The sequence below is a fragment of the Nocardia sp. NPDC055002 genome, assembly GCF_053608825.1.
In genome coordinates, this window is sequence record NZ_JBSGWE010000009.1 from 113,383 (window position 1) to 126,164 (window position 12,782).

At 67.9% G+C, this 12,782-nt stretch carries 13 protein-coding genes; 5 read left to right on the top strand and 8 right to left on the bottom strand.

Going from position 1 to position 12,782, the window contains the following annotated elements; all coding sequences use genetic code 11:
- Positions 1-1,119: a phytoene/squalene synthase family protein gene (locus tag ACWF99_RS29210; protein ID WP_452537948.1), complete on the top strand. Its 1,119-nt coding sequence runs from the start codon at positions 1-3 to the stop codon at positions 1,117-1,119.
- A 32-nt stretch (positions 1,120-1,151) separates the two neighbouring features.
- On the opposite strand, the gene ACWF99_RS29215 is transcribed toward ACWF99_RS29210, so the two are convergent.
- Positions 1,152-1,520: an Rv2175c family DNA-binding protein gene (locus tag ACWF99_RS29215; RefSeq protein WP_378636605.1), complete on the bottom strand. Its 369-nt coding sequence runs from the start codon at positions 1,518-1,520 to the stop codon at positions 1,152-1,154.
- A gap of 125 nt (positions 1,521-1,645) precedes the next feature.
- Between ACWF99_RS29215 and pknB the strand changes: the two genes are divergently transcribed.
- Complete coding sequence (gene pknB / locus ACWF99_RS29220) at positions 1,646-3,565, top strand: Stk1 family PASTA domain-containing Ser/Thr kinase (RefSeq protein ID WP_378660571.1); 1,920 nt, start codon at positions 1,646-1,648, stop codon at positions 3,563-3,565.
- Positions 3,566-3,643: 78 nt separating this feature from the next.
- Here the strand turns inward: pknB and ACWF99_RS29225 are convergent, their stop codons facing one another.
- Positions 3,644-5,029: a class II 3-deoxy-7-phosphoheptulonate synthase gene (locus ACWF99_RS29225; protein WP_378636602.1), complete on the bottom strand. Its 1,386-nt coding sequence runs from the start codon at positions 5,027-5,029 to the stop codon at positions 3,644-3,646.
- A gap of 178 nt (positions 5,030-5,207) precedes the next feature.
- Here ACWF99_RS29225 and ACWF99_RS29230 point away from each other — a divergent pair, with 178 nt between their 5' ends.
- Complete coding sequence (locus ACWF99_RS29230; RefSeq protein WP_378636821.1) at positions 5,208-5,705, top strand: polyadenylate-specific 3'-exoribonuclease AS; 498 nt, start codon at positions 5,208-5,210, stop codon at positions 5,703-5,705.
- Between the two features lie 77 nt (positions 5,706-5,782).
- Here ACWF99_RS29230 and qcrB read toward each other — a convergent pair whose 3' ends face one another.
- From qcrB to ctaE, 4 genes are all read right to left on the bottom strand, one after another.
- Positions 5,783-7,405: a cytochrome bc1 complex cytochrome b subunit gene (gene qcrB, locus ACWF99_RS29235; protein WP_378636599.1), complete on the bottom strand. Its 1,623-nt coding sequence runs from the start codon at positions 7,403-7,405 to the stop codon at positions 5,783-5,785.
- On the bottom strand, positions 7,402-8,541 hold the full coding sequence (gene qcrA / locus ACWF99_RS29240; protein WP_358071506.1) for a cytochrome bc1 complex Rieske iron-sulfur subunit: 1,140 nt from the start codon (positions 8,539-8,541) through the stop codon (positions 7,402-7,404). The genes qcrB and qcrA overlap by 4 nt, the downstream gene beginning before the upstream one ends.
- 73 nt (positions 8,542-8,614) lie before the next feature.
- The gene (gene qcrC / locus ACWF99_RS29245) at positions 8,615-9,487 is read right to left on the bottom strand and encodes a cytochrome bc1 complex diheme cytochrome c subunit (RefSeq protein ID WP_378636596.1); all 873 of its coding nucleotides are present in this window, start codon (positions 9,485-9,487) and stop codon (positions 8,615-8,617) included.
- A 57-nt stretch (positions 9,488-9,544) separates the two neighbouring features.
- Positions 9,545-10,156: an aa3-type cytochrome oxidase subunit III gene (gene ctaE / locus ACWF99_RS29250; RefSeq protein WP_301905794.1), complete on the bottom strand. Its 612-nt coding sequence runs from the start codon at positions 10,154-10,156 to the stop codon at positions 9,545-9,547.
- A gap of 179 nt (positions 10,157-10,335) precedes the next feature.
- Here ctaE and ACWF99_RS29255 point away from each other — a divergent pair, with 179 nt between their 5' ends.
- Both ACWF99_RS29255 and trpD read left to right on the top strand, forming a co-directional pair.
- A complete protein-coding gene (locus ACWF99_RS29255) occupies positions 10,336-10,752 on the top strand; it encodes a hypothetical protein (protein WP_452537949.1) in 417 nt (138 codons plus the stop codon).
- A gap of 91 nt (positions 10,753-10,843) precedes the next feature.
- The gene (gene trpD, locus ACWF99_RS29260; RefSeq protein WP_378636591.1) at positions 10,844-11,905 is read left to right on the top strand and encodes an anthranilate phosphoribosyltransferase; all 1,062 of its coding nucleotides are present in this window, start codon (positions 10,844-10,846) and stop codon (positions 11,903-11,905) included.
- A 10-nt stretch (positions 11,906-11,915) separates the two neighbouring features.
- On the opposite strand, the gene ACWF99_RS29265 is transcribed toward trpD, so the two are convergent.
- Positions 11,916-12,191, bottom strand: a complete 276-nt coding sequence (locus ACWF99_RS29265) for an Lrp/AsnC family transcriptional regulator (protein WP_378636588.1) — start codon at positions 12,189-12,191, stop codon at positions 11,916-11,918.
- 4 nt (positions 12,192-12,195) lie between these two features.
- Positions 12,196-12,747, bottom strand: coding sequence for a phosphoribosylanthranilate isomerase (trpF, locus tag ACWF99_RS29270; RefSeq protein ID WP_378636586.1), 552 nt, complete (start codon positions 12,745-12,747; stop codon positions 12,196-12,198).
- Between the last annotated feature and the right edge of the window lie 35 nt (positions 12,748-12,782).

A 12,782-nucleotide genomic window follows, 5' to 3' on the forward strand; every position in this document is an offset into this window, starting at 1 on the left:
GTGAACGTGTCCGGAGATGCCCGACCGCTGACCGCCGATCTGGATGCGGCCTACGCGAGCTGCCGGCGGATCGCCGCCGAGCACGGGCGCACCTACTACCTGGCCACCACACTGCTCTCACCGGAACGTCGGCAGGCCGTACACGCGCTGTACGCGTTCGCCCGGATGGTCGACGACATCGTCGACCATGCCGACAACCCAGCCCGCGTCCTCGACCCCCGCGACGGCGCCCGGCACAGCCTCGCTCCGACCGATCTCATCGCTGGTCGACGCGCCCCAGCGCGGCTCGCCGGAACCTCGGCCCAGCCGCACGCTCCCGTACCGAGTGAACCTCCGCAGGTCGTCGACGTCTCCCCCGCCCAGCACCTCGACCTCGTCGAGAAACACCTGCGACTGGCCCTCGAACACGGCGACCTCGACACCACCGACCCGCGCCGCCATCAGATCATCACCGCGGCCGCGGACACCATCAGCCGCTACGACATCGCGCACACCCACATCTGGACTTTCCTCGACGCCATGCGTATGGACGTCCCCGGTACGGCCACCCACCGCACCCGCTACGCAACGATGAGCGAGCTCCGCGAGTACATGCGCGGATCCGCCGCGGCCATCGGCCTGCAACTACTGCCGGTCCTCGGCACCGTCGTCCCCGTCACCGAGGCCGAACCGGCCGCCGCGGCCCTCGGCGAGGCCTTCCAGCTCACCAATTTCCTGCGCGATGTCGCCGAAGACCTCGACCGCGACCGCGTCTACCTGCCCCTCGACGAGCTGACGGCGTTCGGCGTGGACGAAGCCCACCTGCGCGACTGCCGTCGTCGGGGCCACACCGACGCACCGCTGCGGCGCGCGCTGGCCCACCTGATCGCCGTCAACCGCGACATCTACCGGCAAGCCCTCCCCGGCATCGCCCTGCTCGCCCCCCGCGTACGCCCGGCGATCACCACCGCCGCCGTCCTCTACGCCGAAATCCTGGACCGCATCGAAGCGGCCGACTACCAGGTCTTCACCACCCGGGCCACGGTCCCCCACCGTCGCCGAATCCTGGTCGCCGCCAAGGGTTTCACGACCCCCAGCGGCCACCGCTGGTCACTGCGGTTCGCCGGCAACGGCCACTGATCGTGGTCGCGCGCGATCCTGCGGTGTGACGGTCAGAAGGGTTCGGCGTGCGCGCGGCGAACCACCTCGCGGGCCAATTGCCCGTGCAGAGCGTCCACCGGGCGGCCGGGCAAGGAGGGGTCGTCGGTGTAGAGCCAGCCGAGAATGTCCTCGTCGGTGTACTTCGCGTCGCGCATGACGGTGATCACGCCCGGAAGCATGCGGACGATCTCGTCCTCGGAATCGAAGAACCGGGACGGAATGCCCGCGACGCCGTCGCGGCGGATCGCGAGGATCTGGTGGTCACGCAGCAATTGGTGCACCGAGGTGACCGGGATGCCGAGAATATCGGCCGCCTCGGGAAGCGAGACGATGGTTTCGGTGTCGGGCAGCACGTCGTCGCTGCAGGGGAAGGCACTCACTCCCACAACGGTAGTACGTGTCGGCGCGCACGCATCGTCTGGCATGCCCACACCACCCGGTTACCATCGTGGTGGCCGCACACGGCGGCCGGTTGAATGCCGGAGGACATCACTTGATCGGCCAGATGCTGGAAGGGCGCTATCGCATCGATGCGCCGATCGCTCGCGGCGGGATGTCGATGGTCTTCCGCGGGACCGACACCCGGCTCGATCGCCCCGTCGCGATCAAGGTGATGGACCCGAAGTTCGCCGGTGACCCGCAGTTCCTCAGCCGTTTCGAGTTCGAGGCGCGGGCGGTGGCCAAGCTCAAGCATCCGTCGCTGGTCGCCGTGTACGACCAGGGCGTCGATGGCGAATACCCGTTCCTGATCATGGAATTGGTCGAGGGCGGCACGCTGCGTGAGCTGCTGCGCGAACGCGGGCCGATGCCGCCACACGCCGTGCGCGCCGTGGCCGAGCCGGTGCTGCGCGCGATCGGCACCGCCCACGACGCGGGCCTGGTCCACCGCGATGTGAAGCCGGAGAACGTGCTGATCTCCGACGCGGGCGAGGTGAAGATCGCCGACTTCGGCCTGGTCCGTGCCGTGGCCGCGGCCAACACCACCTCCGCGAGCGTGATCCTCGGCACGGCCGCCTACCTCTCCCCCGAGCAGGTCACCACCGGCACCGCCGATGCCCGTAGCGACGTGTACTCCTTCGGCGTCCTGATCTTCGAACTGCTCACCGGGCGGGTGCCGTTCACCGGCGACAACTCGCTGTCGGTGGCGTATCAGCGGGTCGAGAACGATGTGCCCGCCCCGAGCAACTTCATCGGTGGCGTACCGCCCGAATTCGACGCGTTGGTCGCCAAGGCCACCTCCCGCGACCCCGCGCAGCGCTTCGCCGACGCCAACGAGATGGCGGCGAAACTGCAGACGATCGCGATGGAGCTGAATCTGCCGCCCTACCGGGTGCCCGCACCGCGCGATTCGGCCGAACATCTCAGCGAGAGCTATCAGACCGGTGCCGCGCATCATCCCGGCGAGCGCCCGGCGACCCCGCCGCCGATGGCCGCGCACCATTCCCCCGCGCCCGAACCGCACCACACCCGGGTGGTCACCGCACCGCGCCCGCGCCCGGAGGAGTACGCCCCCGCACCGGCGGCGAGCGCGTTCGGCGGTGGCGACGATCATTCGCGCCGAACAGGTTTGGTGTGGGTGGGCATCGTCACCGCGCTGACCCTGCTGGTCGGTATCGGCGGCTGGTGGATCGGCGTCGGTCGCTACACCGCGGTGCCGCCGATCGCGGGCATGGACTCCGAGCGGGCCGTCGCGGTCCTGCAGGAAGCCGGTTTCGAGACGGAGTTACGGCAGAAGGCCTCCGACACGGTCCCGGTGGGCGGGGTCGTCGGCTCCGATCCGTCGGCCGGGTCGCGGGTGACCAAGAGTTCCACGGTCGCGGTGCTGATCTCCAACGGCAAACCGCGGGTGCCCGACATCAAGCCCGGCGACCAGCTCAGCGCCACCAACCAGGCGATCCGCGATGCCGGTTTGCAGCCCATCGACAGCGGCGAGGCGGCCAGTACCGCACCGAAGGGTTCGCTGGCCAAGGTGGAGCCCGCGCCGGGCACGATCCTGCCGATGGGCGCGCAGGTGAAGGTGTACCGCAGCAAGGGTTCCCAGCCGGTGAACGTGCCCGATGTCCGCGGCAAGACCGCCGAGGAGGCAGCGAGTGCGCTGACCACCGCGGGCCTGGTCGTTCGCGAGACACGCGTGCAGTTCGACAAGAGCGTCGAGGGCGACAAGGCCATCGCCACCGAGCCGGCCGTCGGCACCACCCTGCAATCGGGCGATACCGTGACGCTGATCGTGTCGAATGCGGTCAAGGTCCCCAATGTGATGGGTCAAAGCGTCGGCAGTGCCCGGTCCAAACTGCAACAGCTCGGTCTACGGGTCGAGGTCAAATCCCTCACCGATTCGGACAGTTCCCTGGTCATCGGCCAGGTACCCGGCTTCAACTCGAATGTGGAGGCGGGCAGCGTCGTCACGCTCACCGCCCTGCCTTGAAGGGGCAAGGATCCCGAGAAGGACAAAGAAAAGCCCGGGCGCGGTCCCCGCTGACCGCCCCGGGCTCGTCCCGCTGATTCAGCGCAGCATTTCCGCGACCAGGAACGACAGTTCCAGGGACTGCTGGGTATTCAGGCGCGGGTCGCAGGCCGTTTCGTAGCGGCCGCCGAGGTCGAGATCGGAGATGTCCTGGGCGCCGCCGAGGCACTCGGTGACGTTCTCGCCGGTCAGCTCGATGTGCAGCCCGCCGGGGTGGGTGCCGAGGGCGTGGTGCACCTCGAAGAAGCCCTGGACCTCGTCGACGATGCGGTCGAAGTGGCGGGTCTTGAAACCGGTGGACGACTCGTGGGTGTTGCCGTGCATGGGGTCGCACTGCCAGATGACCTGGTGGCCGGTGGCCTGCACCTTCTCGATGATCGGGGGCAGCACATCGCGCACCTTGCCGTTGCCCATGCGGGCGACCAGGGTGAGCCGGCCGGGCTCGTTGTTCGGGTCGAGCCGCTCGACGTATTCCACGGCCAGTTCCGGCGTGGTGGTGGGCCCGATCTTGAGCCCGATCGGGTTCGCGAGGAGTTCGGCCAGCGCGATGTGGGCGCCGTCGAGCTGACGGGTGCGCTCACCGATCCACAGGAAGTGCGCGGACAGGTCGTAGAGCAGCGGTTCACCGGTCTCGGACTCGCTCAGCCGCAGCATCGCGCGCTCGTAGTCGAGGACCAGCGCCTCGTGTGAGGCGTAGATGCGCGCGGTCTTCAGGCTCGGGTCGTTGACCTGACAGGCGGCCATGAAGCGCAGACCGCGGTCGATCTCCTCGGCGAGGGTCTCGTAGCGCGCGCCCGCGGGCGACTGGGCGACGAAGTCGCGGTTCCAGTCGTGCAGGCGGTGCAGGTCGGCCGTGCCCGCGCTGGTCAGGGCACGAACCAGGTTCATCGCGGCGCTGGCGTTGGCGTACGCACGGACCAGACGCGACGGGTCGTGGCGACGCAGGGCCTCGTCGGCGACGAGCGAGTTCACCATGTCGCCGCGGTAGGACTTCAGGCCCAGCGCATCGGTGTCGGACGAGCGCGGCTTGGCGTACTGGCCCGCGATCCGCGCCACCTTCACCACCGGCATGCTCGCGCCGTAGGTGAGCACCACGGCCATCTGCAGCAGCGTGCGGATATTGCCGCGGATGTGGGGCTCGGTGTTGTCGGCGAAGGTCTCCGCGCAGTCACCGCCCTGCATGAGGAACGCCTCACCGCGCGCGACAGCGGCCAGCTGTGCCTTGAGGTCCTCCACCTCGGCGGGCAGGCAGATCGGTGGCACGCTCTCCAGCACAGTGCGCATGGTGGCGGCCTCGTCGGCGTCCCAGGACGGCTGCTGCAGAGCGGGCCGGGCCAGCGCGGCATCGAGGCGACCACGCAGCTCTTCGGGCAGCGGCGGCAGTTCCGGCAGGCGGTCAATGGGTACGTCGACGGTCCAGGTCACCAGATCAGAATACGACCCGCGCGCACGGGCGACTATCCGGCGTACCCGCGAAGCCACCGCCGACCCGTGCGAAACACGCACAGAGCGCCCACATAGGGTTTCGTCGACCCATCGTGGGGTCCATCGCCCGTCGCGTCGGAGCCCACGAGCAACCCACCGGCACGAAGAGGCGATCTCCCTGCGATATTTCTACGATTCGGAATTCATCGAGGATGGGGTGACGATCGACCTGATCTCGATCGGCGTCGTCTGTGAGGACGGGCGCGAGTACTACGCGGTCTCCACCGAATTCGACGCCGGGCGGGCCGGGCCGTGGGTGCGCAAGCATGTGCTGCCGAAGCTGCCGGCCGCCGGGTCGCCGCTGTATCGCACCAGGGAACAGATCCGCGACGACCTGTTCAAGTTCTTCCTGCCCCGGCCCAGCGTGCAGCCGGAGCTGTGGGCCTGGGTCGGCGCGTACGACCACGTGGCGCTGTGCCAACTGTGGGGTGACATGACAGCGTTGCCCAAGGGCATGCCGCGCTACACCAACGAACTGCGCCAGCACTGGGCCGTCAACGGCAGCCCCGCCCTGCCGCCTATCCCCGATGACGCGCACGACGCACTCGCCGACGCCCGCCACAACCTGGCCAAGTTCGAGGCCATCGAGACATATCGGCGCACTCCGCGCCTGTAGAACACCGCGCCGGTAGGACAAAAGCGAAGGCCCCGAGTCGAATTCGACTCGGGGCCTTCGTTGTTCGCGATGCTCGATCAGTGACCGAACGGCTCGCTGTTGTTCGCGATCGCCTGCTGCTCGGCGAGAACGGTGAGCATCCGGTGCTCCTCGTTCTCCTCGATCTCGGCCCAGGACTCGCCCTCGGCCTTGGGATCGGCCTTGAGGAAGCTACCGGTGCCGGGCTTGCCCGCCGAACCCAGCTTGTTCATCTTCTTGGGCACCGGGGCGCCCTGGTATTCCAGCGGGATGGCGTGGCCGTGTGCGTCGACCCCGCCCAGCGGCTGGTGCACCTCGATGTACTCACCGTGCGGCAGACGCTTGATCACACCGGTCTCGATGCCGTGCTCGAGCACCGCCCGGTCACTGCGCTGCAGACCGATGCAGAACCGGTAGGTGATGAAGTACGCGATCGGCGGCAGCAACAGCACGCCGATACGACCGATCCAGGTAGTCGCGTTCAGCGAGATGTCGAACTTCAGCGCGATGATGTCGTTGACACACGACAGCGTGAGCACCACGTAGAACGCGATGGACATGGCGCCGATCGCGGTACGCACCGGCACGTCACGCGGACGCTGGAGCAGGTTGTGATGCGCCGAGTGGTCGTTGGTGAGGCGCTTCTCGATCCACGGGTAGGCGATCAGCAGCGTGAACACCAGGCCCATGATGAGCGCGACCCAGAACACCGCCGGGATCGTGTACCGACCCAGGTAGAGCTCCCACGGCGGCATCAGACGCGCCATACCGTCGGTCCACATCATGTAGAAGTCGGGCTGCGAACCCGCCGACACCTGGGACGGGTTGTACGGACCGAGGTTCCAGATCGGGTTGATCTGCAGGACGCCACCCATGATGCCGACGATGCCGAGGGTGAACGCGAAGAACGCGCCCTGGTCGGCGGCGAACACCGGGATGATGCGCGCGCCGACGACGTTGTGCTCGGTGCGGGCCGGTCCGGGGAACTGGGTGTGCTTCTGGTACCAGACCAGCGCGACGTGCGCGCCGATCAGCGCCAGGATGATGCCGGGCAGCAGCAGCACGTGCGCGATGTAGAGGCGCGGGATGATGATGTCGCCGGGGAAGTCGCCGCCGAACATCAGCCAGTGCAGCCAGGTACCGACGACCGGGACACCGATGGTGATACCTGAGAACGCGGCGCGCAGACCCGTACCGGAGAGCAGATCGTCGGGCAGCGAGTAGCCGAAGAAGCCTTCGAACATCGCCAGGATCAGCAGCAGCGAGCCGATCACCCAGTTCGCCTCACGCGGCTTGCGGAACGCGCCGGTGAAGAAGATGCGGAACAGGTGGATGATGATCGACGCCGCGAACAGCAGGGCCGCCCAGTGGTGGATCTGCCGGACGAACAGACCGCCGCGCACCTCGAAGGAGATGTTGAGCGCGGTCTCGTAGGCCCGCGACATGCCGACGCCGCGCAGCGGCTGGTAGGCGCCGTCGTAGACCACGTGGGTCATCGACGGGTCGAAGAACAGCGTCAGGTACACACCCGACAGCAGCAGGATGATGAACGCGTAGAGCGCGATCTCACCCAGCAGGAACGACCAGTGGGTCGGGAAGACCTTGTTGATCGAACGCTTCATGAACGCGGCGGCGCGATACCGCTCGTCCATCTCATTTGCCTGATTGGCCACAACGCTCATGAACGACGCTCCCAGAAGGCCGGGCCGAGCGGCTCGATGAAGTCGCCTGCGGCGACCAGGAAGCCCTCGGAGTTGACGGTGATCGGCAGCTGAGGCAGTGCGCGGGCGGCAGGACCGAAGACCGGCTTTGCCCACTCGGTCGCGAGGAACTGCGACTGGTGGCAGGGGCACAGGATCCGGTTGGTCTGCTGCTCGAACAGCGAGGTGGGGCAGCCGAGATGGGTGCAGATCTTCGAGTAGGCGAAGTAGTCGCCGAAGTTGAAGCTCTCCTGGCCCTTGCGCTTGATCGCCTTCTCGGCGTCTTCGGTGCGCAACCGGATCATCATGACCGCGTTGCGGATACCGCGCAGCGACTCGAGCGTGGCGTGCTCATCGCCGCGCCACTTCTCTTTCCACGGGAACACGGTTTCCATCGAGCCGGCGTCCAGGTCTTCGGGACGCACCAGCACGATGTCGCCGGGGCGACCGGTGTCGCGGCGGATGTAGACGGTCTCGCCCGGGTAGTCCGGGGTCCAGCCCGAGACCCACAGCGGCGACTTGTCGCCCTTGGCCCACGGGTTCTTCACCATGCCGCCGACGAACACCAGCAGTGCGCCGATACCGAGCACACCGACACCGGCGCCCGCGGTACCGAGCATCATCTTGCGACGACCGAGGGTGGAGGTGTCGAGCGCGTCCTGCAGCTCGGCCGCCAGGGTGCGCCGCTCGACCTCGTCGGAGGGGCCGTCGTGGCGCTGCTGGATCGAGATCTCGGCGGGGATGAACCGCTTGCGGATCAGCACCACCGCGACACCGATGACCAGCACCGAGATGCCGAAGGTCAGGCCGACGAGCGGGGTGAACAGTGAGTAGGCGCTGTGGCCCTCGTCGCCGTAGCCCTTCCACTCCCACGGCCAGAACAGGAAGACACCGATGAGCGCGGCGGCGGCGAGGCCGGAGACGGCGAACCAGAACGTGACCGCACGTTCGGCGCGCTTCTCGGCCTTGGTGCCCGGCACCGGCCACCGCTCGTTGCGGTAGACGACATCGACGTCGTCGCGATTGGTGCCGAGCTCGACCAGCTCGTCACGCGACATCGCGTCCAGTTCGTCTTCGGTGGGTTCGCGACCCATGTCGCTGTGCTCCTGTCCACTCATGGCTGCATCCAATTCGTCATGCTCGGGCGCGCTGCGTGGTTACGCTGCGCTGCCGCCTCCGCGCGCTGACCGATCATGACCGCGATCCGATCCACATCGCGGCGCCGACCACGGCGGTGATGCCGATGACCCAGATCGCCAAACCTTCGGTCGCCGGACCGAACCCGCCGAGATCCCAGCCGCCGGGTGACTTCTCCTCGGCGGAGTTCTTGACGTAGGCGACGATGTCGCGCTTCTCCTCCGACGTCAGCTGCCGGTCGGAGAACTTGGGCATGTTCTGCGGGCCGGTGACCATCGCCTGGTATATCTGCTGCTCACTGGCCTCGGCCAGCGGCGGCGCGAACTTGCCGCCGGAGAGCGCGCCACCGCGACCGGTGAAGTTGTGGCAGGAGGCGCAGTTCATGCGGAACAGCTCCGAGCCACGGGCGATGTCGTCGCCGCGCAGCGACTCCTGGGCGATCTCACCGTTGGCGTCGCGGATCACCGAGGGGCCACCGCCGTTGGCGGCGACGTACGCGCCGAGCGCGTCGGTCTGGTGCGCGTCGAACTTCTCCGGCTTGCGCAGCGCCTGGGCGCCGTTGGCGGCCATCGGCATGCGACCGGAGGAGACCTGGAAGTAGACCGCGGCCTCGCCGACGCCGATCAGGCTCGGACCACGGTCGGCGACACCCTGCAGGTTCGCGCCGTGGCACGTCACGCAGGAGGTGTCGTAGAGCTGCTTGCCCTCGCGGATGAGCGCGGACTGGTCCTCGTGCGCGGTCGCGACCTGCGCCTGCGGGGTGAGCGCAGTAGCCAGGAAGCCGGCTCCGACCAAGCCGATCATCAGCGCGAGAGCACCCGCGATACGACGACGGGCACGGCGCTGCTTACGCGCCTTGGCGGCCTGTGCGTCCTGCCCGGCGCCGTGGCCGGCGGGCTCTGGGGCCGACGGGGGAGATGAACTCATCTGTGTCCCTTTGGAGTAGACGGAACCGACTTGTGCAAATGCTGTGTGCGCCGCGCGCTATCGGACGAAGTAGATCGTGGCGAACAGCCCGATCCAGACGATGTCGACGAAGTGCCAGTAGTAGGACACCACGATCGCGGCGGTGGCCTGGGCGGGGGTGAACTTGCTCAGTGTGGTGCGGACGAGCAGGAACACGAACGCGATCAGACCGCCGATCACGTGCAGACCGTGGAAGCCGGTGGTGATGTAGAAAACCGAGCCGTACGAGCTGCCGGCGATCGAAGTTCCCTCCTCCACCAGGTGGTAGTACTCGTAGCCCTGCCCGGCGACGAAGAACGCGCCCATCAGCAGGGTGATGGTGTACCAGCGACGAAGGCCGAACACGTCGCCCTTCTCCGCGGCGAACACACCCATCTGGCAGGTGAACGAGGACGCGATCAGCACGGCCGTCACCGGAATCGCGAGCTTCATGTTCAGCTCGGTCGGCTCCGGGGGCCAGTTCCCGTGCGCCTGCGCGCGAGCAACGAAGTACATGGCGAACAGTCCGGCGAAGAACATCAGCTCGCTCGACAGCCAGATGATGGTTCCGACGCTGACCATGTTGGGCCGGTTCAGCGAATGCACACGCTGAGTAATGGCCGATCCTGGGGTGCCTACTGCGGTCGTCACGGGGTAAGTATGACTCTTCGTAGTACGACACATGTACCCGGGTACGAAAGTTTGTGGCGCAAGTCGGAAAACCCACGCACAGAGGGGGTCCACGACTTCCGTCGGCGTGTTGGCGACGACCGCGCGACAACCCATTGTGACAGCGTTGGATGTGGATAGGCTGAGACGAGGAGGCGGCGATGGTCGTGGTGCGGATGTGGCGGCGGCTGTTCGGTGGGTCGGCGCGGGAGTTGGACCCGGGGCGCGACGATCTCGTGGTGGTCGCGTCGAGTTTCGACGATGTCGAGGCGTGTTCGACCGCGCTGGATCGGGCGAGCGAGCTGGATCGGGAGGCCGATGCGGTGTTGCGCCACCATCTGCGGCTGCCCGCCGGGCAGATCGAGGCCGCGTGCGAGATCGCCGGGTACGACGGATACGAACGCGCCGAGGCCGCCGCGCCGGCCGAGGACCTGGTCCCGGTCATCCTGCAGCGGGTGCAACGGCTCGATCCACTGACCTGCTCGCAGGAACGCTCGCGGATGGCCGGGCTCGCCCAGCGCCACGACGGGGTCGCCGACGGCTGGGACGCGCTGCAACCCCCGCGCACCGCCCCGTAAACTTTGCCCGACGGCGCAAAAGATCTTGCGCCACCTCCGCGCGCCCGATCTACAGTGGCGCAACGGTGTCGTCGAAGGAGAAGCAGAGCAGATGAGCGTGCGCAGCTGGCCCCAGGTGCTCGGAACCCTCGCCGACGGTGGCGACCTGGCCGCGGACGACACCACCTGGGTGATCGACGAGATCTTCACCGACAACGCCACCCCGGCCCAGATCGCGGCGTTCGGCGTCGCCATGAAGATCAAGGGCCCCACGCCGACCGAACTGGCGGGCATGGTGGCCGGGATGCTCGGGCACGCGCGGCTGGTCCACGTCGACGGCGACGCGGTCGATGTCGTCGGCACCGGCGGCGATCGTTCGGGGTCGGTGAACATCTCGACCATGTCCGCGGTGGTCGTGGCCGCGGCCGGGGTCCCCGTGGTCAAGCACGGGAACCGGGCGGCGTCGTCGAAGTCCGGTGGTGCCGATGTACTCGAAGCGCTGGGTGTGAAGCTCGCGCTCGGACCCGAGTCGGTGGCGCGATCGGTGCGCGAGGCGGGGATCGGGTTCTGTTTCGCGCCGCTGTTCCACTCGGGGCTGCGTTTCGCCGGGGCCGCGCGCAAGGAGATCGGCATCCCGACCGTGTTCAACGTGTTGGGCCCGCTGACCAATCCGGCCCAGCCGCGCGCCGGGCTGATCGGGTGCGCGTTCGCCGATCTCGCACCCGTGATCGCGGGGGTGTTCGAGGAGCGTGGGTCGAGTGCGCTGGTCGTGCGTGGGCGTGACGGGCTCGACGAGATCACCACCTCGGATCTGACCGATGTGTGGGTGGTCAGTGGGGGGCGGATCCGACAAACGCTGATCGATCCGACGCGGCTCGGCATCGCGAGGGTGGATCTGGACGACCTGCGTGGTGGGGATGCCGAGGTCAACGCCCAGGTCGCGCGCGATGTGTTCGCGGGGACGGCCGGACCGGTTCGTGACGCGGTGCTGTTGAACTCGGCCGCGGCGATCGTGGCCTACGATCTCTCGCGCGGGGTCGGCGATGTCGATCTCGACCTGGACGCGGCGCTGACCGACGGGCTCGAGCGCGCCGCCGCCGCGGTGGACAGCGGGGCGGCGGCGAAGCTGCTGCAGAGCTGGGCCGAACTCACCAGGACGCTCGACGAGAGCTGAGCCCGAAGGCTCACTCCCCCAGCGAGAATCCGGCTTCCACGTCGGCGCTGGAATAGGACTTGAAGGCGATGTGGGTGGTGGTGCGGACCACGCCCTCCACCTTGTCGATGCCCGCGGTGACCACTTCGGCGATGCGCGCGTGGTCGCGCACGCGCACGATCGCGATCAGGTCCACGTCACCGGCGCAGGAGTACACCTCGGCGACTCCTTCGGTGTCGGCGAGGGCCTGCGCGGTCTCGGGGATGCGAGAGTTCTGCGCCTGGATCATCACGATCGCGGTAATCATGGGATCACTCTAGAACTTCGGGCCGCTCGGTGGCCGCTTTGAACCGACGCATCAGGTCATAGCTCTTCACCCCGGGTGCCGTTTCCACCGAACTGGACACGTCCACGCCATAGGGACGGTGCCGGGCGATGACATCGGCGACGTTGTCGGGGTCGAGGCCGCCCGCCAGCACCACCCGGCCCGGTTGCGCACGAACCCAGTCGGGGAATTCTTCGAACACACCGGTCCCCGCACTGGCGTCATAGAAGAAGTATTCGCTGGTCTGACCCGGTTCCGGCGGGTTCGAGGAGCAGAAGGCCAGGTTCGGCAGGTCGGTCCACCGGTAGAGCTGCACGACGTCGAACGCGTCCGCCACCTCGGCGACCTCGCTCGCCTCCAGGGCGACGGCGAAAGTGGTGATGCGCCCACGCGCGTAGCCGGCGAGCGCGCGTGCCTGTTCGGGGGTGCGGTACCGCTTGCTCTTCGTCGTCACCATGACGCCGATCGCGGAGTACCCGAGCTCGATCGCCCAGTCGATCTGTTCCTCGGTGGTCAGACCGCACACCTTCACGAACATCCGCCGCTGCTCCTTGTCCTCGGGCCCCGCCACGG

What these genes read in the sequence shown, in the direction of transcription:
- pknB (WP_378660571.1), top strand. Translation starts at nt 1,646, where the DNA reads ATGCTGGAAGGGCGCTATCGCATCGATGCGCCGATCGCTCGCGGCGGG.
- qcrB (WP_378636599.1), bottom strand. Translation starts at nt 7,405, where the DNA reads ATGAGCGTTGTGGCCAATCAGGCAAATGAGATGGACGAGCGGTATCGC.
- qcrA (WP_358071506.1), bottom strand. Translation starts at nt 8,541, where the DNA reads ATGAGTGGACAGGAGCACAGCGACATGGGTCGCGAACCCACCGAAGAC.
- qcrC (WP_378636596.1), bottom strand. Translation starts at nt 9,487, where the DNA reads ATGAGTTCATCTCCCCCGTCGGCCCCAGAGCCCGCCGGCCACGGCGCC.
- ACWF99_RS29255 (WP_452537949.1), top strand. Translation starts at nt 10,336, where the DNA reads ATGGTCGTGGTGCGGATGTGGCGGCGGCTGTTCGGTGGGTCGGCGCGG.
- trpD (WP_378636591.1), top strand. Translation starts at nt 10,844, where the DNA reads ATGAGCGTGCGCAGCTGGCCCCAGGTGCTCGGAACCCTCGCCGACGGT.
- ACWF99_RS29265 (WP_378636588.1), bottom strand. Translation starts at nt 12,191, where the DNA reads ATGATTACCGCGATCGTGATGATCCAGGCGCAGAACTCTCGCATCCCC.
- trpF (WP_378636586.1), bottom strand. Translation starts at nt 12,747, where the DNA reads ATGTTCGTGAAGGTGTGCGGTCTGACCACCGAGGAACAGATCGACTGG.